This is a genomic window from Legionella quateirensis, assembly GCF_001467955.1.
GTDB lineage: Bacteria > Pseudomonadota > Gammaproteobacteria > Legionellales > Legionellaceae > Legionella > Legionella quateirensis.
Window position 1 is genome coordinate 186,028 of the sequence record NZ_LNYR01000021.1, and the last position, 22,825, is coordinate 208,852.

Here is a 22,825-nt window from a genome sequence, read left to right on the forward strand (position 1 = left end):
TTTAAATTTGACATAAAGGTCGATATTTAATCTTGTAATACTAATTTTTTTCTATCATGTTGTTTTTTACTTATTTGCTCTATATTTATCTAATGGTCATTAATAAAAATTTTGATGATTACTTACTTTAAAAAAGGGTGGAATGGAGAATTAACTTTTTTCCAAATTATTTTTGGAAAGTACTCTAGCTCCTATCTCCTTGATGGAGGAATCATTTATATTGGTTTTTATGTGCTTCTCATTATTGCATTAGCAAATCATCAAATGAGTCTTAACACTATTTGGCTGTACCCATTATTACTGTATTCAATTTGTTTTTATATATGGCTGTTAAAAGCATTTTGGGGATCAGCGAATCAGACGTCTCATTTGTATAGCGCGATATTGATTCGTGTTTTTACAATTCTGCTTCCCTTATTTTCCATAATTTCATTCTTTGTGATACTCATTTACTATCTTGTTGCTGCTCTTTTGGATTTAATTAATTAAATCGGTAACGCGCAATGAAATGCCATGCACTTTTTAAATCGTTAGGTACCTGATTCGTTATAACTCCGAACAAGTCAATCTCTCATAAAACCAAAAAAATTAAATATAAGCTAGACTTATAGATATGATTAGCGTTTAGACAACTTGTTATTTTAATAACAGGTGCTAAATGAGGATGATAAGTAGTGAGTTGCAGTTAAAATAACTGAATCTATAAACCATCCTTAATATTATCTGGCGGAGATTGCGGTGTTAATTCAACCCGTACAACCTGTAAACGTTACCATCAAAATTGGCAAAAATATTTATGAATGCCAAATGATCAGCTTATCTGATACCGAATTGGTTTTAAACTGCAATGATTATTTAGAAAAGGACACCCAGGCTTTATTTATAGCTCGCTATTTCAGAGGAGTAGCAACTATACGCGAAATTGAATTTATAAAATTCTATTTCACGTATAAATTGGAGATTGAAAACATTCAATTTCAACCGGGATTGCTAATCAACACCCGGTTGTAACGCGAAGGCCGATAAATTAATTTATAGCCAATAGACAAATAGGAATAGAAACAGCCAGACTACGTCTACGAAATGCCAATACCAAGCAACTCCCTCAAATGCAAAATGACGTTCTGGGGTAAAATGACCACGCTTACACCGTACCAAAATAACAATCAACATAATGGTTCCGAGTGTTACGTGTAATCCGTGAAAGCCCGTCAACATAAAGAAGGTTGTACCGTAAATACCAGCAGCCAGAGTTAAGTTCATTTCGGTATAGGCTTCATGATATTCATAACCTTGTAGCAGCAAGAATAAAATACCCAAAGCAATAGTAAGAGACATTCCAACTAATAACTGGGTTCGCTTATTCAATTTTAAAGCCCAGTGAGCCCAGGTAATCGTTACCCCGGAAGTCAAAAGAATAAGGGTGTTGATTGCGGCAAGACCCCACGCACCCATGGCTTCATGAGCGCCTGAAAATATTTGATTATTCGGATTATCCAGTAATGGCCAAGCTGCTTTAAAATCAGACCACAAGGTATAATGAGTAATAGGATGAACCTCTCCACCCAATAGTGGTACAGCCCAGAAACGGGTAAAAAACAGAGCGCCAAAAAATGCCCCGAAAAAACAGACTTCCGAAAAGATGAACCAACACATTCCCCATCGAAAAGATCTATCGACTTGCATGTCATAAAGGCCTTTACCATTTTCGTAAATAACCTGGCCAAACCAGCCGAACATCATAAAGATAACAATACAAAGTCCCGCAGTAAATATGTACGGACCATACCAATCATGGTGAAGCCAGGAGGCGGCTCCTACCAAAGTAGTAGTCAATCCAATTGAGCCCACCAAAGGCCAGTGACTAGGCTTGGGGACATAATAAGTACCTTGTGCTCCCATTGTATTTTTATCTCCTGTGTCAATAAATCAGTCTACAAGTGCTGATTCCCGGGTCTGTTTACATTTCATGATTGCTCTCATTATTACATCCTCAACCAGCGTATTTGCTCCAGAGCGCTTTTTACTGGATTGGATTGACGATAAGCTCAACATGTTCTAATTCATTATTCTTCCTGACACATCAAACAAAGTGTAAGATAGTGTTACTGTCTTAACATTCTCAGGTAAATCCGTATCCAGATGAAATAATAACGGCATATTCATGGCCTCATGCCCATTCAACGTTTGTTGAGTGAAGCAAAAGCATTCCGTTTTTTTTAAGTATTTAGCAGCAATTCCTGGCGTTACACTGGGAATGGCCTGTACGGTCATTCGATGATCCGTTTTGTTTTCAGCATAAAAAGCCAGTTTAACTATTTCACCGGGGTGCACTCTAATCTTGGAAATTTTAGGATAAAACTCCCAAGGCACACCGCTGTTATTAGTCGCAACAAACTCAACCAATACTTCTCTGTTTTTTTCAATTTTTGCTTTACTTACATCATAAGCAATTGCTTCTGGATTTGTTTTGCCATTAATACCTAATGTTTTACATAAACTGTTATAAATAGGTACCAGAGCGAAGCCAAAAGCAAACATTCCTAAAACAACAAGAGTTAATATGATGAGTAATTTTTGTTGCTTTTTTGCATTATTCATTAAACCCCACCTTTAGTGAATCTCAGGTGGAGTTGTAAAGGTATGGTAAGGTGGTGGAGATGGCAATGTCCATTCCAGACCATGCGACCCTTCCCAAACTCTCGAGGTAACAACATCTTTTTTAGTGCCTTTTTTCCTTACAGTTCCAATAACGTTAAATAGAAACAGTAATTGTGAGAAACCAAAGATAAATGCACCAATAGTTGCAACCATATTAAAATTAGCGAACTGCAAGGCATAATCAGGGATTCTTCTTGGCATACCAGCCAATCCAAGGAAATGCATAGGGAAAAACGTTAAATTTACGGAAATAACTGACAACCAGAAATGCCATTTCCCCATACGCTCATTGTACATATGTCCCGTCCATTTGGGCAACCAGTAGTATGTTGCTGCAAGAAGAGCAAAAATCACACCAGGAACTAGTACATAATGGAAATGCGCAACCACAAAGTAACTGTCCTGATATTGATAGTCAGCAGGTACTAAAGCCAGCATCAAACCAGTAAAACCGCCTATGGTAAATAAGAACACAAATGCCAGAGCAAACAGCATGGGGGTTTCAAAAGTCATAGCCCCCTTGAACATGGTACTGACCCAGTTAAATACTTTAATCCCAGTTGGAACTGCAATAAGCATGGTGGTATACATGAAAAACAACTCAGCGCCTAAGGGAACGCCTGTTGTAAACATATGATGCACCCAAACGATGAAGGATAAGAGAGCAATACTGACCGTAGCGTAGACCATGAAATGGTAACCAAATAGAGGTTTACGGCTAAAAGTGGGAATAATTTCGGAAATAACTCCAAATGCGGGCAAGACCAATACATAAACTTCAGGATGTCCGAAAAACCAGAATATATGTTGAAACAGGATCGGGTCACCACCACCTGCCGCACTAAAGAAACTGGTACCAAAATGCCTGTCAGCCAACATCATTGTAACAGCACCAGCTAACACCGGCATAATTGCGATCAACAAAAATGCAGTAATTAGCCAGGTCCAGACAAACATGGGCATTTTCATCAAAGTCATGCCTGGGGCACGTAAATTCAGAATAGTTGCAATGATATTAATAGAACCCATGATCGATGAAAGTCCCATCATATGGATAGAGAAAATCATAAAATCGGTGCTGGGAGGAGCAAACTTTGTAGATAATGGAGCATACATTGTCCAACCAAAATTAGGACCGCCACCTGCATGAAACATAGTAGAAAATAACAGGCAGAATGCAAAAGGTAAAAGCCAAAAACTCCAGTTATTCAACCGGGGCAATGCCATATCAGGGGCACCGATCATCATAGGAATCTGCCAATTCGCCATACCGGTAAATGCTGGCATGACTACCCCAAAAAGCATGATCAGACCATGCATGGTGGTCATTTGGTTGAAAAAATTAGGGTCGACGAACCGATGTCCTGGCTGAAACAGTTCTGCCCTGATAACCAAGGCCATACCACCAGCAACAAAGAAGCTAATCATGGCCAACCATAAATACAGGCTGCCTATATCTTTATGGTTCGTGGTAAACAACCAGCGTTTTGCAAATCCCATCAATCCTTTACCCTGTTCTGGACCATGATCATCATGGGACTCTTCTGCATGCGCTAATGCCTTACTCATTGTAAACCTCCTGCTTTAGCTTTATTAACCATGGTAGGTTTTTGATTATTACTTTGTCGCAGTTTTGCAACATCTGAGGGTTGAATTTCATCGTCAGTATTATTACCCCAGGCATTTCGCTCATAGGTTGTAATTGCCGCAATCTCTTCATCATTCAATTGATTCTTATAAGGCATCATTCCAGCAGATCCCGGGATACCATTTAGAATCAGATCAATATGACGTGAAATAGGTTTTCCTACCGCAACTGAACTGCCTTTTAATGCAGGATACATGGGTGGAAGGCCTGTTCCATCCGCTTTATGACAAGCAGAACAAAACTGATCATATTTTTGTTTACCCAAAGTCATTAGCTCACTTCGGGACATTGTTTTTTGATCACCAGGCAGATTTTCTACTTTTGCATATTGATCTTCAACTTTATTCTGCTTGGCAACCCAGGCATTAAATTCATCTTCAGTTACAGCCTGAACAACAATCGGCATGAAGCCATGATTAATACCGCACAATTCGGCACATTGCCCTCTATATACACCAGGTTTTTCAATTCTCGCCCATGCTTCATACATATACCCGGGTATTGCATCACGTTTAATGCCAAGTTCCGGAACCCACCAGGAATGTATCACATCATTTGAAGTAACCAGAAAACGAATTTTCTTGTTAATTGGCAAAACCAGAGGCTTATCTACTTCTAGCAAATACCATTGTCCTTTTTTCTGTTTATTCTGTATTTGATCATAAGGTGTTGATAAATTACTGAAATAACTAATACCTTGATCGAGGTATTGATATTGCCAGCGCCACTGATAACCCACTACCTTAATTGTAACTTCGGATTCATTGGAATCATCCATTCTTATCAGTACTTGGGTTGCAGGAATTGCCAAACCAACCAGAATTAGAAAAGGTATAATGGACCATACTACTTCCAGGCGAGGATTATCGTGAAAAGATGCTGGCTTATACCCCTTGGATTTTCTATGGTGAATCAGGGAGTAAATCATTACGCCGAATACAATCACACCAATTACGGCGCATACAGCCATACACACCATATGCAAATAATACATATCATGGCTTAAAGGAGTAACTCCTTTATACATGTTTAACTGCCAATTATCTGCAGCTGCCCACACTGATTGTGCCGATGCGATGCTGCATAGCATTAGTACCAATCTACAGATCTTTAACCTGTTTAACATCCCAATCCCTCATCTCGTCAAGTAGTCGGGAGAACCCGACTCATTTTTAATCGATTAAACTATTACTAATTACCTTTCAATCTACCACAGAGAAAAATTTCCATCAGTTTTAGATTGACTGACCATATACTTGATTGCTTCTATCACTTCATCAGTAGTGCATTGCTCACAACCACCGTTTTTTACATGGTCCTTACCATTAACCGTATTTTCTATCAATACATCCATATTTTTTGCAATTAAAGGTGCCCAGACCTGTTTATCACCGATTTTTGGAGCACCCAATTTACCTTCATTATGACAAACAGCGCAATTTTCATTGTACGTATTTTCACCATTTGAAGGATATTTTTCTGCTCCACCAGTTTTCAAATCTATCCATTGAGAACGTGTCAGTGATTCGTTAAGAATATAATCTACAGAGGAGATAATATCGTTATCTGAACAAGTGACACAGGCTCCTTTGACAGGCATGGAGTTGTAACCATGAATCACATGTCGATACAAACCTGTTAAACCGCTGCTTTTTAATCGCATATACCAGTTTGCGGAATCACCAATCACTGGAGCGCTCATCTTATTATCCTGGTGGCAAATGGTACAAGCTTTCAAATAAACCTGTCTTCCTCGTGCCAGCGTGGGAGGCATATCTGAAGGAGAGACGCCATAGCGTTCCTCACTTTCTACTGTCTTAAGATACGTAGCGATAGCCAATCGGTCAGCTTCCGTTAAATGACTTAAACTGTTGTGATTTACTTCAGCCATTGGTCCTGCGACAGGGCCAGCTTTGTTAATCAGCTCATTGTCCTTAAATACGTCAGCAACCTGAGCATGTGAAGCGGACTCCAAACCATATTTAGTAATGTTCGGCGCCCAGTAACCATCAATGAAACTACCCGTTAAATAATATCTGTTTTTTGGTGCACCGAATACATTCAGCGGCGTATGGCACATGCTGCAATGACCTAAGGTGTCCACTATATATTTTCCACGATTCCATTCAGGTGATTGATCTGGTTGATACTCAATGGAGTTCTCTTCGGGAAAGAAAAACAGAATATTCCAGCCCCATAAGGAGAATCGTGCTCCAGGGACTCCGAAAGGAAAAGGTAATGCCTTATTTTTCAGATTGATAGCAGGGATGCTCATAAAATAAGCGTACAAAGCCCGCGCATCATCATCAGTCATCTTGGAAAAGTAAATGTAAGGGAATACAGGAAAGTAATTTCTTCCTTTGGGATCGCGACCATCTTTAAGCGCGCGGATAAAATCCTGCTCAGTCCAGTTACCAATTCCAGTTTCTTTATCTGGTGTGATGTTTGGACTATAGAAAGTACCAAAAGGTGTATCTATGGGTAATCCGCCCGCGTAAGCGCCTGTTCCACCTTTAACATCAGTATGACAGGCGATGCAATCACCCATCTTTGCCAAATATTCACCGCGCTTGATCAAATCCTGCTGCGCGCCAGTTGCCGGAGCAGTAGGAGGATAGCTCGGGTAATATCCATCAATGAGTGGTTCTATCGGTTTATTAGTGGCATCTTCCGCGTGTATCGTTTGACCAATGACACTAAGCATTGCTAATGCAATAGCAACAATAAACTTCTTTCTTAACAAAGAGCCCACGCTCCCTCCTATTTGTTCTTATTTTGTATGCTTCTCTTGAGGAGACAGAATAATTGTCGCATTTTATACTCCTCTATAGCCAAGATGCAATGTATTAAGGTTTTTAAATACCCCTTTATTCAGATAGAATCAATCAGGAAATCCCCTTGCATGTCATTACTTTATCAACATGTTCAAATTACTACCGACAAGAACTGCTGCACGGCAAATTTCTACTAACAGAATACCTACTTCACTGCTATAATGCTCCCTTTTTTAAACAAGGAATATACCCATGGCTTTCAAACCTGCAATGGAACTGACGAAGTTACAACAAGAAAATCGGCATGTAACTACTATTGATGGTCAAAAAATACTGTTCATTTGGCATAATGATCAAGTCCATGCAATCCAATCACAATGTCCTCATCTGAAACTGCCTTTAGTAAAAGGAACCATTACTGAAGATTGCGCTATTGTTTGCCCCTTTCACAAAAGTGAATTTGATTTAAATACCGGTGAAGCTAAATGTTGGTCTCCATGGCCTCCTGTTGTAGGAACGTTATTAGGAAAAATATCAAAAGAAAAACACTTGAAGGTATATCCTACACAAATCGACAATGGACAAATCATGGTTGATCTGTCGTAGGTATTTGTCGGAATTTACTGAATTGGCAATGATATAACATTGAGGAGCTCAGGATGAAAATTTTGAATGCGATGTTCTCCAAAGTTAACGGTGGATTGGAACAAGTATTTTTAAACTATATCCCAGCCCTCACCGCGCAGGGCAACCATGTCATTCCAGTCATTCACCCTAAGGCAGAGATCAAAAGCAATTGTCCCCAGGAGCATTTGATAACAATCCACAACTACAATCAGCATGATCTCGTTGCTATGTACCGACTGCGAAAACTCATTAAACGTGAAAATCCAGACTGCATCATTACCCACAGCTACAGAGCTGCTTATTTATTCAAAAAAACGAGAACCAAAGTTCCGAAAATCGCAGTATGCCATGTTCGTGGTCATTATGATTTTGGAACGGATGCAATCATTGCAATTACGGAACAGATGCGGCAGGACATTATAAACTCAGGAATACCGGCAAATACGGTTTATACTGTTCCCAATATGGTCCATATTCCTGAGGAATTAACGTTTAAAGAGCCAAAAGAATCCAATGTACCGATAATTGGCGTTTGTGCTCGACTGGCTAAAATAAAAGGGATAGACATTTTTATCGACGCTCTGGCTGAATTAAAAAAACGAAATGTTGCCTTCAAAGCAAAAATTGCAGGTGATGGCAAAGATAAGGAACAATACGTCCAATTAATTCAACATCACGGATTAACTGATGATATTGATTTACTAGGATGGATAGAAGACCGACACTCCTTTTACAAGAGTCTGGATATTTTTTGTCTTCCTTCTCGAGAAGAAGCCTTTGGCCTGGTAGTATTAGAAAGTATGATGCACTCTTTGCCCATGGTGCTTTGCAAATTATCTGGACCGATAGAGATTGTGGGTGATTCTCAAAGTGCACTTCTGGTACCACCTGAAGACCCAATCAGTATGGCCGACGCTCTAGAGCAAATTATTGCGGAGAAACATTTGGCAAAGCAGCTGGCATTTAATGCTTTTCAACGCGTACAACGTTATTCCAGCAAGAATGTTGCTCCCATATTGCATAATGTATTAAACACCGTGTGCAATACTTATCAAGCTCAATGACACAATACTGCCCTTAATTTTAGGATTTTTGTTCCTATTTTCCCTTGTTCCGTTCAGAATTCTTAACTGAATTGTAGTGCTTTGATGCGGAGATACCCTATACCGATAGGTAACTGTAAATATTTTTTACAGAGTTCAAATCACGCCCCTTGCCATAATCATGGTCTCATAGTTCAAAATAAAACCATAAGCGCGGGCGCAATTGGCAAATATATGGTATAATCACCTGCCTTTTTACTCTATTTTTCTTTAATTTATGTTTATTTATTTCAATGGATTACTCTTGGGCTTGTCTTTAATCATGGCACTGGGACCTCAGAATGTCTTTCTGATTAAACAAGGTGCGCGCAGGAATCATGCAGCATTATCCGCTATGGTATGTTTTATCTGCGATATTATTCTAGCCTGTGCCAGTGTAGCTGGTTTGCATCAAATACTACTCGTTCACCCCACCCTGCAAATTTGGCTGGTTTGGTTTGGCACCGCGTTTCTACTTTATTATGCAATAAAAGCGTTCCGAAGTGCGTTCACCCATCATAAAAAACAATCAGACAAGACACCTCAACCCCATAACAGAATTCAGATTGTCTTGTTTGCCTTGGGCTTCAGTTTATTGAATCCTCATGCCATTATCGATACGCTGGTCATCATCGGCAGTGGAAGCAGCCAATTTCCAGATCATAAAATGGCCTTTTTATTAGGAGTTATCACCTCAAGCCTGTTATGGTTTAGTTCGTTGACGATGACTACACGTTATTTTTCCAATATCCTGACCAAAACTACCGTATGGCAGGGTATTGAATTATTCAGTGGAGTATTGATGACATTTATTGGAATTAAACTCGCCTTGAGTAGTTTTTAATGGTGGATGGGATATAAATAGAAAGGGCCAATCAGTGTGTCGCCAATTGACCCAGTGGAATGACACATAGCAAGTCCAACCTCGCAGAGAGAATATCTCATATTATACCCAATAATGTCAATATTTTTACCTTATTTACCAAGACTGTCGCAAATCAAGGGTTATTAATTTGAGCTCTGGTTGAGAATTCAGGCCCAATTAGGCTCCCTTCTCCCTTTAAAAAGGGAGAAGGGCTGGGGATGAGGGTTTCTTATTTTCATATAAAAAAAACAGGATTGACTAGACCTTAGTCCAAAGCGATGATGAAAAAATGCAATTGGCTATCGCCTGGGGCGATTTAGAAATAATGAAGTTTTAAAAATATCTTAGATGTCATGGAACACATTATAACTTAATTCGAGATCATGCTATCTGATAAAAACCCTCATCCCCAACCCTTCTCCCTTTTTAAAGGGAGAAGGGAGCTGTCGGTCCGACCCGGACACATCGGTAACACAAATGACCGGACACATAGGTAACAGTTAACATTCATACAGACCAGAAAAAGGAGTGTCTGTAATGACCCGGTTTTATTTTAGGCGAGGAAAAAACATTGGAGTCGTTTTTTGATAATCAATATAAGCCTGGCCTCTTGATTTTATTGATCCCGCTTCAGTCATTGGACCAGTGATTTGAGTCATTATCAAATAGAGGGTTAAAGGCGAGATCAGGCCAATAAATCCGATACTGTGTGTTAATCCAAATAGAGTAAAAGCACACCAGACTAACCATTCAAAAAAATAATTTGGATGCCTGGAATAATACCAAAGGCCAAGAGTGCATACAGGTCCTGATGGGGCATGTTTGTATTTTTGAAGTTGCAGATCCGCCATGCTTTCACCAGTTAACCCTATAACAGCGAGTAAGATACCCAAATAATCAATACTACTTAGTGCATCTACAGCCGAAGCACCGCAAAAATACCATGGAATAACAATGATACCAATTAATAAACCTTGTAATTGGAAATTCAGGAAAAAACCCAAGGGCTTTGCTATTTTCCAATGATCACTTAAATTGATGTAGCGTTTATCCACATGTCCTATTCTGATTCGTGTATACCAAAGATAGAAACCTAAACGTCCTCCCCACAAAAGGAGTAAAGATCCTAAAATAAGAGCGCGTGTCGAAACGGGATTAGCGAACAGATAAATGAGCCCGCTAAGAGTTAATCCTGAGGCCCAGCCAACATCAACTATAGACGGATTTTTTAAATAACGATACAAACACCAAATCAAACACATATGAATAAACAAAATACAATAAACAATGAGTATCAGTGCCATAAAGTTAATCCCGTGTTATTTCATCATGGTTGCCAGGGCAACACTTCCTTTCCCTGCATGAAGACCTAAGGCAGTAGAAACAGATTCGATAAAAGCTGGAGGCTGTCCTAATGCTTCGGTGGTTAATTGGGCGAATGATTTAGCTTTTTCGGAAACGCCTGCATGCACTAAACCATAGGATTCCAAGCTCTGATGTGCACAAAGTGAGTCTACATGACGGATGAGCTTGGTTAACGCTTTGGTTTCACTAAAGGCTTTATCAAACATTGCCGCTTTTCCAGAGCTATCAAGACGAATAATGGGTTTAATATGAGCCAATTGAGCAATTCGTCCACTTATCCTGCCAATTCTTCCGCTACGGATCAATGAGTCAAACTGTTCAACGTAAACCACCATCTCAATTTTAGGTATTTTAAATATCAGCTCTTTTTTAATTTCTTCAATGGATAAACCTGCAGCTACCAATTGAGCAGCAAAACTTACCAGTAATCCTAAGCCTCCGGAAGTCTGACAAGAGTTCACCACATGCACATTATTTAAATGTTCTGTTGCCTTGATTATCGCATCATGAGTACCGCTTAATCCTTGTGAAATAGGCAAAATGAGTACTTGCTCATATTGATTTGATAAGTGTACAACTTGCTCTTCCAGTAATGCGGGAGAAGGGAAAGATGTTTTTGGATAGGTTTTCAAATTGCTTAAATGATCATAGAACGTATCTTGATTGACACAGATTCTATCCAATAAATTATGTCCATCCAAATGCATATTTAATTGAATAATATGAATTTGATTCTCGTCCAATACAGATTGAGGGATATCCGCACTGGAATCGGTCACTAAAGCAATAGGGTATTTACGCTGATGAATCATTTGAAATTGACGCAACATATCCTGTGCTTTGGCATGAGTAATAGTTCCGGCATGAAAGAGCGATTCAAATACCGCTGCAGGCTCGGTGCAGTGAACGTGAAATCGGCATAGGCTAGCGTTTCCACTACTTACAACGCTGTCGCCAAATTGTTCCAGTTGATTTGCAATTGATGTTCTATCAATGGATTCCCCTGAGAGAGTAATTTCAGTACAATACCTTTGTTCTGGGGGATAGCCTTTATCAGGCAATTCATGATTAGCTTTTAAACAGTCCTCATGATGATTATGAGTTATGGCACGAGGATTGATCAGGTATTCAGAAAATCCATTGATAAAATGGTAAAATCCCAAAGCTCCAGCATCCACAACATGTGCGTCTTTTAAAACAGGAAGGGTATTGGCGGTACTTTGCAGTGCTTGATTCACTTCAGATAAGGTATGTTTAATTAACTTTTTGAAGCAGATGAAATCCGTTGCTACTTTACTGATGCTGGCAGACCAGGCATCGATTACAGTAATAATAGTACCTTCTACTGGATGAAGAATGGCCGAACGGACACTTTGACTTGCTTGTGTAATTAATCTGGAGAACGTAACGGTATCTATTTGTTCGGAGGTCAATTCAGTTTCAGTAAGTCCATTAAAAAATTGAGAGAAAATCATTCCTGAATTACCACGAGCGCCTATCAGAGCAGAATCTGCCAGAGATTTGAATGTTTCATTAAGTGTAGTTTGGGTTTTGGAGTGCGTGATAACAGACAATGCAGTTGCAGACATATTATCACCGGTATCTCCATCTGCTACTGGAAACAAATTAATAGCATTGAGATTCTCACGATTAGAAATTATAGCGTCACATGCAGTTAAAAATGCTGAATGAATGGTTTTTGCATCAAGATGATGAATTTCCATGGCTGCTATTTTTTAATTAATGGTCTATCTTATTAGAATACACACATAAGTTATTAATTTAAAAGAGTGATTTATTTAAAAGTTAAAGATAAATAGAAATTGGTCGAAATTTAAAACCAGTAAATAATAATTATAAACCAGGGGAAGAGCTATGAAAAAATGGGGGCTCACGATAATAGTAGTGATGCTATTAAATCAAGTTGCTTTTGCAAATCAAAGTTGGAATGATTGGGTTGCGGGTGTTAGAGAGGAAGCCATACAACAAGGGATTGCTCCTAATGTCTTTGACGAAGCTTTTGCTGGAATTAAAGAACCCAGCCGGCAGATTAAAGGATTTATGCATTCACAACCGGAACATCGATTAACGTTTACAAAATACCTCAATACCCGAGCTGATAATTACAGAATTGCTATAGGTCGCAAGGAATATAAAAGAAATAAGGAAGTTTTGGACGAAGTAGCCAAGCAATATGGGGTTAATCCCTGTTTTATTGTGTCGTTTTGGGGCATGGAAACAAGCTACGGTACTTATATGGGAAATTTCCCTGTGATTAAAGCATTGGCTACTTTAGCTTATGATTCCAAACGCAAAGATTTTTTCCGAAAAGAGCTGTTGTTGGCATTGCACATACTGAATGATGGCCACGTCAGTCTGGCTGATTTTAAAGGAGAATGGGCTGGAGCCTCTGGCCAACCACAATTCCTGCCCTCCAGCTGGGTGAAATATGCTGTTGATTACGATGGTGATGGTCGAAAAGACATTTGGAAAAGCAAACCTGATGTATTTGCATCCATTGCAAATTATATGAAACAAAATGGATGGCAGACTGGCGAGCCATGGGCAATACAGGTCAAGTTACCCGCTAAATTTGATATGAAAATGGAAGGGAAAACGATAATCAAACCAGTCAGTGAGTGGAATGCATTAGGCGTGCGTACTGAAAATGGTCAGCCATTACCGTATCAAAATTTGCAAGCCAGTATCGTTCAACCTTTTGGCGGTCCTACATTTTTGGCTTTCTCCAATTATAAGATGATATTGCGTTATAACAATTCAATTTATTATGCGGGTGCCATAGGATATATGGCAGACAAAATCTGTCAGGCTCAATAATTAATAAAAGTCAAAAGACTTCAGAGCATTTTAAAAGCAACCCGGGACCAGACGAAGTCGAAACCCGGGTTGTTTTTGTTTAACATGAGAACCGTCATCCCGAATGCAAGAAAGGATCTCCTGAATGATGTACTGTGCCTGCATTTAGAGATGGTTCACTGCGTTCAGGATGACGAAATTTCGGGATTTAAGGATGAATAAAGTGAGCGAATATCTTGATAAAACAGCCAGCCTGACGCCAGCAGCGAGACGTATTGTATGCAACAAGGCAACAGAATATCCGCATACCGGTATCTACAATACGGTAAATACTCAAGGCACGTACTTATGTCGGCGTTGCGGGTTGGCTTTGTTTCGAGGAACCAGTCAATTCAGTTCAGGTTGTGGTTGGCCAAGTTTTGACGATAATATAGTCCATGCAGTAAAACAGGTGCCGGATAGAGACGGTATGCGAACTGAAATATTATGTACGCGATGCGATGCTCATTTAGGTCACGTATTTACTGGTGAGTCCTTCACTCATAAAAATCTTCGTCATTGTGTCAATTCAGCTTCTCTTGATTTTGTGAATGACATAAACGTCATGGATAGCGAGGAAGCGATAGTAGCTGGAGGCTGCTTTTGGGGTGTCGAGCATTTTTTAAAGCAAATTCCAGGTGTATTAAAGGTAGAATCCGGTTATACCGGAGGTCATAGCATGGACCCAGGTTATGATGAAGTATGTCAGGGTAATACCGGACATTACGAAGCGGTACGTGTAGTTTATGATTCAGCGAAATCGGATTATTATCAAATTATTAAACGATTTTTTGAAATACATGACCCCACACAAAGAACGGGCCAAGGACCCGATTTGGGTCAACAATATCAAAGTGCTGTATTTTATTATAATTCAGAACAGCAACAGATAGCAGCGTCTTTAATAGAAACATTACAAAATAAGGGATATCAGGTTGCAACCAAATTACTGGAAGTTCAGCCCTTCTGGCCAGCCGAAGAGTATCATCAGGATTATTATCTGAAACACCGCAAAACGCCATACTGCCATCAACCCGTGAATCGATTTGAAGACTGAGTTATTTAGGAGTAATTTAAAAATCCGCTGAACAGATAATTCTGTTCAGCGGATTTTAATACAGGAGTTACAGTTATTGATTAAAATTTATAAGACTGTATGGATGTGAAGGTGTTGAATCAACTTCATACTGAGGTGGATATCCTTGATAACCCGCTGATTGATCGCTTACATCATACTCTGGAGCGGAGGGTCTTATAGATAATTCACTTGCAGAAGGCATACTGCCAAAGAACTGGAACGCATCATTATGAAATTCACTCACATTTTGAGCTTTATTAAATAATTGTTTCATTGCAAATTGTTGTTCTTTCAGCTGATTCTCAATTCGGCGAATAGTCCGCTCTGATTCTTCAATGCTCATATTGAGACCAGGGATAGTGCTTGTCCGTAATTTATCAGACTCCGTATTATGTTTTGAGATCAATTCTTCATTGTCACGAATGGTATTTGCGTTCTTATTGATACGATCATCGGTGGCAGATTTTTGACAGTGATACACTACAGCCACGGTTAAGGAAATTATAGTAGCTAAAGCCAGTGCTCCTGATATTGCAAAAAACAGGGGACTTACCACAAGTGAACCAATTATCGCAGCGCTAATTAAGGTACTCGCTCCGCCAAAAAGAGAAGCGTACAGTGCATTGCTCCTCATAGATCCTGCTGATTCACTATCCAGTTTAAGTCTTCTATTGTCCTCTGCAAGTTCCTTATTGGTCTGTTTTAATTGTGGGTTAGAGGTTACATAATGTTGTAGTTTCGCTGTACATACACCCAAGCTTTTTTGCTGCTGTTGCAGGGCATTCCTGGCCTCATCCAGGGATTTAATAATGGATTGTTCTTGACCCATCATTTCAAGATAGTTTTTCATCATCCCGGTGATTGATTTTAACGCTTCACGCTCGAAGTGAGTTAATTTGAGTTCAACTCCGCCCTGAAGCGCTTCGTCAAGTTGAGCAACATATAATGAATAACTTGTATCGACAGCATTCTTTGACAATTTAGTTCTTAATTGATCAAGTTCATCGATTTTGGCAGTAATTTTCTGGGTCAGTGCTTCACGATTTTTAAAAGATAATTGCAACAGATTAGGATCATTACTACTGCGTGCATTTTCTCTGGCAAGTCGTTCCTGATTTCGAATATGCCGTTGTTGTTCTCGATTAGGTAGTTCAACATCCATTTGGTTTTTAATATCACGCAAACGTGCTTCAGCCTGCCTCTTCTCACCGTTGAGTGTTCCTAATAGATATCCTTCTTGATTAGATTCATTGCTCTTTAAACGAATGATATCTTTCAATCTTTGTCGTTCGTCAATCAGTCTGTTTTCTTCGCGAAGAAGACTATCCCAGGTAATTTGATCCTGCATGCTGAATAAAACCGGATATAAATTAGTAACTTGTGGGCCATTATGGGTATGCACATGCACATTAGGTTGTGGAAACCCCGGATTAACCACATATCTGGTTTGAATTACGTTTCGTTCAGTTCTTATACGTTCTATAGAGCGCTCAACCTGATTGAGGTTTATTTGGTATTCAGAAACCTGGCTCCGAATTTGAGAACTAAGACTATTTTGTTGATAAACTCTGGTTTCAAGCTGAGTCAATTTGCTTTGCAATGATGATAATTCTTGACCGTAATTCGATCTCAGCAGGGTATCACTATTTTTTTCTTGTTCATCTTTTCTGGCTTCTTGAGCATCATTTGTTTTTTGAGAGTCACAGGCTGCCTGGACTAGCTGTTCGATCACGATCTGTTTATCAGCTGTGTAGTGCTCATTTAAGAATGAGTCAATTTCATTGGTAACTGTTAATAAGGGTTTACGTTCCAAGAGATATTGGCGAAGAGTTTGGTAACTGGATTCGCTGATGACTGCATTTGTCTGATATTTAACTACATCGTTGATAATGATTTCTGATAACGCCATGATTCGTGACTCCTCAGGTAAATAAATTATTAACTAACTGGTATGTCTTAAACGCTTTTGGAATTACGTTGCTTATTTGCTGGGTCAATGATTCAATGCCTGGCACAATGTATTTGCTGTATTCCAAATCTCAGCTGTAGGTATTAGTGATCGCCTCCTGTTCTGTCTCGTTTATCACTTAATTGGAAGCATTATGTCAGATGAATGTTAAGGAATTGTTAAGTGAATGTTACAAAATTGTAAAAATTACGATTTTTAAGGGAGATTTTAATGGGGTGCGCCATTGATTTCAATAATGGGCTGTCACTATTTTATGCAATTTATGTTCGTATTGGTGATACGATCTTGAATCAAATGTCAGATTTGGACTCAGTTTTCTTATATTCTTCATCGCCAAGTTCTGCTTTACGCTGATTTTCTTGCAGTTGAATCTCGTTGAGTTGTTGCTGCCAAAATTCTGCGGCATGTGCTTTTAATTGATTCATTTTACGCATTAATAGACCGAGATGAGTGGCCAGCATGGGGAGTTTTGATGGCCCAAATACAATTACTGCTACAATGAACGTTAATAACAGTTCACCACTGCTCATAATGATTTATCATCATTTTTCGTTTCAGTAGAGCTATCATCGTTCATCGCTTTTCGAAAATTTTTTATGGCCTCACCCAGATCAGAACCAATCGTTTTCAATTTAGAGGTTCCAAATAATGCCACAATAATGCCAAATATTAACAATAATGATAAAGGACTGATGCCGCTTAATCCCATGCTAGCTCCTTATTTTACGATTGATGAGGACAAAAACTCCTGCAATAGCAGCTCCCGTTAAGGCAATCGGGGTAACCTGTTCATAGTCTAATAGATCCAAATAATTAATAACAGCCAACGACAGGAATGAGATAAAGACTCCAATCCCGATACTTTTCCATTGAATCAAGTGCTCCTTGTTATTTGTATCTGCACGGTTGAGATCTCTTTTTACCATTAATTCCGCTTTCTTCAACTCCAGCACATCAAAAATTAATTTGGGCATATGGGGTAATTGCTCGGTAAAAAATGGCAGATTTTCTTTTAATTGATTGAAGAAATTCTTAGGTCCAATTTGCTGGCGAAGCCATTTTTCCAGAAAGGGCTTTGCAGTTACCCACAGATCCAAATCAGGATAAAGTTGTCTCCCTAAACCTTCCACAGCCAATAAAGTTTTTTGCAGCAATACTAATTGAGGCTGCACTTCCATATGAAATCGTCTTGCGACCTGGAACAGGCGAAGTACAACCTGGGCAAATGATATATCTTTTATAGGCTTTTCAAATATGGGTTCGCATACAGTACGAATAGCGCTTTCAAATTCTTCAACACGCGTATCTCTCGAAACCCATCCTGATTCAACATGCAACTGAGCTACTTTTCGATAGTCGCGATTAAAGAAAGCCAATAAATTTTCTGCCAGGTACCGTTTATCACTTTCATTTAAAGTACCAATTATTCCAAAATCAATACAGATATATTGAGGCTCCTGAGGATGTTTATAGGAAACAAAAATATTTCCAGGGTGCATATCGGCATGAAAAAAACAGTCCCGAAAGACCTGGGTAAAGAAAATTTCAACACCACGCTCAGCGAGTTTTTTTATATCAATCTGGTGATCACGCAGACTGGCCACATCAGAGACCGGTATGCCATGAATTCGCTCCATAACCAGTACATTTTCCCGCGAATAATCCCAATAGATTTCAGGGATATACAATAATGGGGAGTTATTGAAATTACGACGTAATTGAGCGGCATTTGCAGCCTCTCTCAATAAATCAAGCTCATCAAGTAAGGTATGCTCAAATTCTTTAACGATTTCTTTAGGTTTCAGTCGCTTACCTTCGGGCCAATACCTATCGGCCAGTCTGGCTATGGTATACATGATGCTGATGTCTTGCTCAATAATTCGACGCATTTTCGGTCTGAGAATTTTGATAACAACTTCTTCGCCTGATTTCAGGGTTGCTGCATGAACCTGAGCCATGGAAGCCGATGCCAGAGCATTGGAATCAAACTGAGCAAAAATTTCGTAAGGAGATTTTCCATACGCTTGTTCGAGGATCGAAATCGCTATATCGCTGGCGAAAGGAGGAACCTTATCCTGCAGTTTACTCAATTCTTTAGCTATATCATCTGGAAGTATATCTGGACGTGTCGAAAGAGCCTGACCAAATTTAATAAAGATGGGACCCAATTCTTCCAGCGTTTTCCGCAGAGCTTGCCCTCGAGTCAGTTGATCTTTGCGGAACCAATTCCACGGATTTAAATAAACTATGAAGCGTAATGGCGCAAACAGTCTTAGTGAGACAACTACGTTATCCAATCCATTACTGGCAAGAATATAGTTGATATGAATGAGACGAATTAATTGTTTAATTGATTTCATGACAACTCATCAGTTAATAATCGTGATGTTCTATTCCATTTTAAACGGTATATAAAATGAAATCTGGGAATTAAATTGAGGATCGCCATAAATACAGCTGCAATAATAACAGGTACAATCAGTTCAATCTGAATCAACCAGTTCATTCGATTAATGAATTTCATCATCGTTCAACAATTGATTAACATGGGCCTGCAATCTCTCAACATTTAAAGATAGTTCATCTACATCATTATAAAAATCTTCAAGTTCATTTCTTGAAGGGATAATACGTAATTCTTCCTGAAGAAACTCTGTTACATTGTGACGCATGGATTCACTGAATTGATTTTTAAACTCCATACCCTTACGTATAAAAGAACCAATTTGGTGAGCAACGACATCTCCGGTAAAGTGAGCTAAATGCCCTTCCCAGTCGATATCCATCTCATCGAACAAAGTTTTAACCTGTTGCCCAAACTCGATATCACCAGACATCCGAATTTTATCATTAAATAAAGAGCGTGCTTTAGATGGGGGCAATAAACTAAGACGTATTAAACCTATGGGATTGCTGTGAATTACAGTATCCGCGTGTCCTTCGTACTGATCCAGTAATAGCATTTCACCATTCATAAATTGAATAAAAAAATGGACATTTAATGGAGTGATAACCATTTCCAGCACTTTTCCATTCAGAGCCAAAAGTTTTTCAGGCATTGCATCATCCAGGCTCATTGCCTGATTAATTGCTTTTTGTAGTGCTTTTAAGGAGTATTTTTTTAGCATATTAAACTCAATATTTATAGGCAACGTGCAACGCAACTATGCCTCCACTTAGATTATGGTATTGGCAATCTTCAAAACCTGCTTTTTCAATCATCTCTTTTAAATCGTTCTGATTCGGGTGCATTCGGATGGATTCTGCAAGATATTGATAACTGGCTTCATCCTGGGCGAAGAATTTACCTACTTTAGGCAATATATTAAACGAATACCAGTCATAAACTGGTTTTAACCCGGGAAAAGTCGGGGTTGAAAACTCAAGTACCATAAGCTTGCCTCCGGGTTTACAAACCCGATACATGGAGCGTAGCGCTTCTTCTTTATCCGTAACATTACGCAGGCCAAAACCTATAGTGATGCAATGAAACGTGTTATCAGCAAAAGGCAGACATTGAGCATTTCCTTGCACAAAACTAATGTTTTTAAATAGACCTTCATCAAGTAAGCGGTCCCGCCCCACATTGAGCATCGCCGAATTGATATCTGCAAGTATGACTTGACCACTATCGCCAACCTTCTTACTGAGCAAACGGGTTAAATCACCACTTCCCCCGGCCAAATCAAGAACTGTCTGTCCAGGTCGAACCTGGCTTAATTCTACAGTAAATCGTTTCCAAAGATGATGAATTCCAAGCGACATCAAGTCATTCATTAAATCGTAGTTTTTGGCTACTGAATGAAAAACTTCTGCAACTTTTTTTTCTTTTTCATCCCAGGCAACGGATTTGAAGCCAAAATGGGTGGATTTTTCCTGATTATTCATAAATAACCTGGTTGAATAGTAAAAAACTTATCTTAACTTATAATCATCAATATACCCAGACAATGCATTCAAATAATGCTGTTCATCAGGCGGCACATTATTTTTTTGAGAAAGCCATAAACACTCAGCCAATTGATCCATGATTAAATGTTCAACCGCCAGAGCATCTTTGTACTTATTGACCAAAGCATTATAAACAGCACTAATTCCATTGGGACGATCTGTGCTGATTTGTTCTCTTACCGCCAAATGCAGACCCATATGAAGAAAAGGGTTGGTTTCACCTAGTTCAGGATAATAAGCCTGCTCTTGAAATTTAGAACGTTGCTCAAGAATTTTATGGTATTCAGGATGAACCAATATCACCTGAACGATTTCATTTTCCAAAGGTGTCAGCAGTTGTTTCTGTTGGTATTTATCCCAACTGGTAAAAAACATCTGTCTGGTATCCTGAATTGTATCCCCGTATAACATACCGTACCAAATCAATTAAAAGACTGATTTTAACTGATTGAATTTATAACAACAATGGTGGACAGTAAATAGACTTTCTCCCGGATTTAAATGAAGTGACAATCCGGGAGATTCAAGAAGACAAAACGAATTAAAGGGCGAGCATAAACTCCGTCAGATCTGATTTTTCTGCATCAGTCAGTTTTAAGCCCAGTACCAGATTGAAAAACTCAACTGTATCCGCCAGAGTTAATAAACGGCCATCATGTAAATAAGGAGGGGAATCCTTTATTCCACGTAATGGGAAGGTTTTTATTGCCCCGTCTCCCACAACCTTCATTCCATTAACCATTTGTGGACTATAGAATTTCTCAGTTTGCAAATTATGCATGGTGTTATCTGTATAATAAGGTGGCGTATGGCAACTTGCACATTTAGCTTTACCAAAAAATAACTCCTGTCCTCGTAATTCTGCAGGTGTTGCTTTGGCTGGATCCAGCTTACCCTCCCAATTTAATTTAGGGGCAGGGGGGAAATCGAGGATTGATTGAAACTCGGCCATAAAATGAACCTGGCTTCCTCGTTCCAAAATATTAACCCCTTTCTTGGTCGCGATAACCGGATCGCCATCAAAGTAAGCTGCTCGTTGTTCAAACTCGGTAAAATCTTCTACAGTTTTCAAAGCGCGCTGCGATCCAAACAACCGTTGAATGTTTAAACCACGTAACGTTGGTGTATTGATGCGATGACGGAACTCCTGAGGACGAATATCACCGACCAAATGAGTTGCTTTATTGGTATGGCCATTCGCATGACAGTCAAAGCATGCGACTCCACGACTTGCCTTAACCGTGCGTCGATCTTCGGTCTGGTTAAATTGTTGTTGTGGAAACGGAGTAACTAACAAACGAAGACCTTCAATCTGTTTGGGATTCAATAGACCATTGAATAACTCATAATAATTTTCAATAGTTACCAGTTTGCCCTGCGATACATCGCCAAGATCGGGACGAGTAGTTAAATAAATTGGAGCAGGGTAAGGAGGAAGAAAATGATTTGGGATATCGAAATCCAAATCAAAACGGGTTAAATCTCTTGCTTCCTGTTTATTAATTTCATCAATCGCAAATTTAGGAAATAACATACCTCCTTCCTGATGATTTGGATGAGGTAGAGGTAAGAAACCTGCTGGAAATAATCCTTTGGTTTTAATCTCATCAGGAGTCATATTCGCCAACATATCCCAGGTTATTCCTGTAGGAAGTTTAACCCGAACACCTTCCTGAACAGGTTTTCCATTCGACATGGTCGCGGTTTTTGAGGGGGTATTACTTAAATCATATCGTTGTTGCAACAAGGCTTGCTGTCTGTCATTAATCGCTTGTTTTGCAGCACTCATTCGTTGCAGAATCGATTGAAATGTCTCATTAATAACAACCGGAGCATAACTTGAAGGCAGTGGGTTTGTTGATGGTGTAGTCGCTGTATCTGCAAAACTAAACGAAGAAATACCACCGAGCAAAACGGAAAGGACAACAGATTTTTTTTTCATTGGAAAT

23 protein-coding genes are annotated in these 22,825 nt (G+C 39.2%); 7 read left to right on the plus strand and 16 right to left on the minus strand.

Features of this window, described 5'->3' with window-relative positions:
* Window positions 1–114: 114 nt before the first annotated feature.
* Together Lqua_RS18510 and Lqua_RS08880 are read left to right on the plus strand one after the other, a co-directional pair.
* Complete coding sequence (locus tag Lqua_RS18510) at window positions 115–489, plus strand: hypothetical protein (RefSeq protein WP_058473922.1); 375 nt, start codon at window positions 115–117, stop codon at window positions 487–489.
* Window positions 490–738: 249 nt separating this feature from the next.
* On the plus strand, window positions 739–1,011 hold the full coding sequence (locus tag Lqua_RS08880; RefSeq protein ID WP_058473923.1) for a hypothetical protein: 273 nt from the start codon (window positions 739–741) through the stop codon (window positions 1,009–1,011).
* Between the two features lie 21 nt (window positions 1,012–1,032).
* On the opposite strand, the gene Lqua_RS08885 is transcribed toward Lqua_RS08880, so the two are convergent.
* The 5 genes from Lqua_RS08885 to Lqua_RS08905 all read right to left on the minus strand — a co-directional run bounded on the left by Lqua_RS08885 (window position 1,033) and on the right by Lqua_RS08905 (window position 7,013).
* On the minus strand, window positions 1,033–1,902 hold the full coding sequence (locus Lqua_RS08885) for a cytochrome c oxidase subunit 3 (protein ID WP_058473924.1): 870 nt from the start codon (window positions 1,900–1,902) through the stop codon (window positions 1,033–1,035).
* Between the two features lie 156 nt (window positions 1,903–2,058).
* Complete coding sequence (locus Lqua_RS08890; protein WP_058473925.1) at window positions 2,059–2,601, minus strand: cytochrome c oxidase assembly protein; 543 nt, start codon at window positions 2,599–2,601, stop codon at window positions 2,059–2,061.
* 12 nt (window positions 2,602–2,613) lie between these two features.
* On the minus strand, window positions 2,614–4,230 hold the full coding sequence (gene ctaD, locus Lqua_RS08895) for a cytochrome c oxidase subunit I (RefSeq protein WP_058473926.1): 1,617 nt from the start codon (window positions 4,228–4,230) through the stop codon (window positions 2,614–2,616).
* Entirely contained in the window at window positions 4,227–5,435 is a 1,209-nt protein-coding gene (coxB, locus tag Lqua_RS08900) for a cytochrome c oxidase subunit II (protein WP_058473927.1), read from the minus strand. Before coxB ends, ctaD begins: the two co-directional genes overlap by 4 nt.
* A gap of 81 nt (window positions 5,436–5,516) precedes the next feature.
* Window positions 5,517–7,013 carry a c-type cytochrome gene (locus tag Lqua_RS08905; protein ID WP_420798059.1) on the minus strand — a complete coding sequence of 499 codons (1,497 nt, stop codon included), beginning with the start codon at window positions 7,011–7,013 and terminating at the stop codon, window positions 5,517–5,519.
* A gap of 322 nt (window positions 7,014–7,335) precedes the next feature.
* Between Lqua_RS08905 and Lqua_RS08910 the strand changes: the two genes are divergently transcribed.
* The 3 genes from Lqua_RS08910 to Lqua_RS08920 all read left to right on the plus strand — a co-directional run bounded on the left by Lqua_RS08910 (window position 7,336) and on the right by Lqua_RS08920 (window position 9,636).
* Entirely contained in the window at window positions 7,336–7,689 is a 354-nt protein-coding gene (locus tag Lqua_RS08910; RefSeq protein WP_058473929.1) for a Rieske (2Fe-2S) protein, read from the plus strand.
* 53 nt (window positions 7,690–7,742) lie between these two features.
* Complete coding sequence (locus Lqua_RS08915) at window positions 7,743–8,774, plus strand: glycosyltransferase family 4 protein (protein ID WP_058473930.1); 1,032 nt, start codon at window positions 7,743–7,745, stop codon at window positions 8,772–8,774.
* Window positions 8,775–9,030: 256 nt separating this feature from the next.
* Window positions 9,031–9,636, plus strand: a complete 606-nt coding sequence (locus Lqua_RS08920; protein ID WP_058473931.1) for a LysE/ArgO family amino acid transporter — start codon at window positions 9,031–9,033, stop codon at window positions 9,634–9,636.
* A gap of 569 nt (window positions 9,637–10,205) precedes the next feature.
* Here Lqua_RS08920 and Lqua_RS08925 read toward each other — a convergent pair.
* Together Lqua_RS08925 and Lqua_RS08930 are read right to left on the minus strand one after the other, a co-directional pair.
* Window positions 10,206–10,961, minus strand: coding sequence for a DUF1295 domain-containing protein (locus Lqua_RS08925; protein WP_058473932.1), 756 nt, complete (start codon window positions 10,959–10,961; stop codon window positions 10,206–10,208).
* A gap of 15 nt (window positions 10,962–10,976) precedes the next feature.
* Entirely contained in the window at window positions 10,977–12,746 is a 1,770-nt protein-coding gene (locus tag Lqua_RS08930; protein ID WP_058473933.1) for a DegV family protein, read from the minus strand.
* 151 nt (window positions 12,747–12,897) lie between these two features.
* Here Lqua_RS08930 and Lqua_RS08935 point away from each other — a divergent pair, with 151 nt between their 5' ends.
* Both Lqua_RS08935 and Lqua_RS08940 read left to right on the plus strand, forming a co-directional pair.
* Window positions 12,898–13,860, plus strand: coding sequence for a lytic murein transglycosylase (locus tag Lqua_RS08935; protein ID WP_058473934.1), 963 nt, complete (start codon window positions 12,898–12,900; stop codon window positions 13,858–13,860).
* A gap of 202 nt (window positions 13,861–14,062) precedes the next feature.
* Window positions 14,063–14,935 (plus strand): bifunctional methionine sulfoxide reductase B/A protein, encoded by an 873-nt coding sequence (locus Lqua_RS08940; RefSeq protein ID WP_115148851.1) that lies wholly within the window; start codon window positions 14,063–14,065, stop codon window positions 14,933–14,935.
* Between the two features lie 73 nt (window positions 14,936–15,008).
* Here the strand turns inward: Lqua_RS08940 and Lqua_RS08945 are convergent, their stop codons facing one another.
* The 9 genes from Lqua_RS08945 to Lqua_RS08980 form a co-directional block, all read right to left on the minus strand.
* Complete coding sequence (locus Lqua_RS08945) at window positions 15,009–16,865, minus strand: hypothetical protein (protein WP_058473936.1); 1,857 nt, start codon at window positions 16,863–16,865, stop codon at window positions 15,009–15,011.
* A gap of 350 nt (window positions 16,866–17,215) precedes the next feature.
* Window positions 17,216–17,455 (minus strand): Sec-independent protein translocase subunit TatA/TatB, encoded by a 240-nt coding sequence (locus Lqua_RS08950; protein ID WP_058473937.1) that lies wholly within the window; start codon window positions 17,453–17,455, stop codon window positions 17,216–17,218.
* Window positions 17,452–17,634 carry a twin-arginine translocase TatA/TatE family subunit gene (gene tatA, locus Lqua_RS08955; RefSeq protein ID WP_058473938.1) on the minus strand — a complete coding sequence of 61 codons (183 nt, stop codon included), beginning with the start codon at window positions 17,632–17,634 and terminating at the stop codon, window positions 17,452–17,454. Before tatA ends, Lqua_RS08950 begins: the two co-directional genes overlap by 4 nt.
* Before the next feature lies 1 nt (window position 17,635).
* Window positions 17,636–19,285, minus strand: a complete 1,650-nt coding sequence (ubiB, locus tag Lqua_RS08960) for a ubiquinone biosynthesis regulatory protein kinase UbiB (RefSeq protein ID WP_058473939.1) — start codon at window positions 19,283–19,285, stop codon at window positions 17,636–17,638.
* Window positions 19,282–19,452, minus strand: a complete 171-nt coding sequence (locus Lqua_RS18195) for a hypothetical protein (RefSeq protein ID WP_157076138.1) — start codon at window positions 19,450–19,452, stop codon at window positions 19,282–19,284. The genes ubiB and Lqua_RS18195 overlap by 4 nt, the downstream gene beginning before the upstream one ends.
* Window positions 19,436–20,053 carry a ubiquinone biosynthesis accessory factor UbiJ gene (locus Lqua_RS08965; protein ID WP_058473940.1) on the minus strand — a complete coding sequence of 206 codons (618 nt, stop codon included), beginning with the start codon at window positions 20,051–20,053 and terminating at the stop codon, window positions 19,436–19,438. The genes Lqua_RS18195 and Lqua_RS08965 overlap by 17 nt, the downstream gene beginning before the upstream one ends.
* Before the next feature lie 7 nt (window positions 20,054–20,060).
* On the minus strand, window positions 20,061–20,813 hold the full coding sequence (gene ubiE / locus Lqua_RS08970; protein WP_058473941.1) for a bifunctional demethylmenaquinone methyltransferase/2-methoxy-6-polyprenyl-1,4-benzoquinol methylase UbiE: 753 nt from the start codon (window positions 20,811–20,813) through the stop codon (window positions 20,061–20,063).
* Window positions 20,814–20,840: 27 nt separating this feature from the next.
* On the minus strand, window positions 20,841–21,287 hold the full coding sequence (locus Lqua_RS08975; protein WP_058473942.1) for a DUF1841 family protein: 447 nt from the start codon (window positions 21,285–21,287) through the stop codon (window positions 20,841–20,843).
* Window positions 21,288–21,417: 130 nt separating this feature from the next.
* Window positions 21,418–22,818, minus strand: a complete 1,401-nt coding sequence (locus tag Lqua_RS08980; RefSeq protein ID WP_058473943.1) for a hypothetical protein — start codon at window positions 22,816–22,818, stop codon at window positions 21,418–21,420.
* Window positions 22,819–22,825 lie beyond the last annotated feature (7 nt).

Coding starts and splice junctions, on each gene's coding strand:
- Lqua_RS18510 (WP_058473922.1), top strand. CDS start 115: ATGATTACTTACTTTAAAAAAGGGTGGAATGGAGAATTAACTTTTTTC.
- Lqua_RS08885 (WP_058473924.1), bottom strand. CDS start 1,902: ATGGGAGCACAAGGTACTTATTATGTCCCCAAGCCTAGTCACTGGCCT.
- Lqua_RS08890 (WP_058473925.1), bottom strand. CDS start 2,601: ATGAATAATGCAAAAAAGCAACAAAAATTACTCATCATATTAACTCTT.
- ctaD (WP_058473926.1), bottom strand. CDS start 4,230: ATGAGTAAGGCATTAGCGCATGCAGAAGAGTCCCATGATGATCATGGT.
- coxB (WP_058473927.1), bottom strand. CDS start 5,435: ATGTTAAACAGGTTAAAGATCTGTAGATTGGTACTAATGCTATGCAGC.
- Lqua_RS08905 (WP_420798059.1), bottom strand. CDS start 7,013: ATGCTTAGTGTCATTGGTCAAACGATACACGCGGAAGATGCCACTAAT.
- Lqua_RS08910 (WP_058473929.1), top strand. CDS start 7,336: ATGGCTTTCAAACCTGCAATGGAACTGACGAAGTTACAACAAGAAAAT.
- Lqua_RS08915 (WP_058473930.1), top strand. CDS start 7,743: ATGAAAATTTTGAATGCGATGTTCTCCAAAGTTAACGGTGGATTGGAA.
- Lqua_RS08920 (WP_058473931.1), top strand. CDS start 9,031: ATGTTTATTTATTTCAATGGATTACTCTTGGGCTTGTCTTTAATCATG.
- Lqua_RS08925 (WP_058473932.1), bottom strand. CDS start 10,961: ATGGCACTGATACTCATTGTTTATTGTATTTTGTTTATTCATATGTGT.
- Lqua_RS08930 (WP_058473933.1), bottom strand. CDS start 12,746: ATGGAAATTCATCATCTTGATGCAAAAACCATTCATTCAGCATTTTTA.
- Lqua_RS08935 (WP_058473934.1), top strand. CDS start 12,898: ATGAAAAAATGGGGGCTCACGATAATAGTAGTGATGCTATTAAATCAA.
- Lqua_RS08945 (WP_058473936.1), bottom strand. CDS start 16,865: ATGGCGTTATCAGAAATCATTATCAACGATGTAGTTAAATATCAGACA.
- Lqua_RS08950 (WP_058473937.1), bottom strand. CDS start 17,455: ATGAGCAGTGGTGAACTGTTATTAACGTTCATTGTAGCAGTAATTGTA.
- tatA (WP_058473938.1), bottom strand. CDS start 17,634: ATGGGATTAAGCGGCATCAGTCCTTTATCATTATTGTTAATATTTGGC.
- ubiB (WP_058473939.1), bottom strand. CDS start 19,285: ATGAAATCAATTAAACAATTAATTCGTCTCATTCATATCAACTATATT.
- Lqua_RS18195 (WP_157076138.1), bottom strand. CDS start 19,452: ATGATGAAATTCATTAATCGAATGAACTGGTTGATTCAGATTGAACTG.
- Lqua_RS08965 (WP_058473940.1), bottom strand. CDS start 20,053: ATGCTAAAAAAATACTCCTTAAAAGCACTACAAAAAGCAATTAATCAG.
- ubiE (WP_058473941.1), bottom strand. CDS start 20,813: ATGAATAATCAGGAAAAATCCACCCATTTTGGCTTCAAATCCGTTGCC.
- Lqua_RS08975 (WP_058473942.1), bottom strand. CDS start 21,287: ATGTTATACGGGGATACAATTCAGGATACCAGACAGATGTTTTTTACC.
- Lqua_RS08980 (WP_058473943.1), bottom strand. CDS start 22,818: ATGAAAAAAAAATCTGTTGTCCTTTCCGTTTTGCTCGGTGGTATTTCT.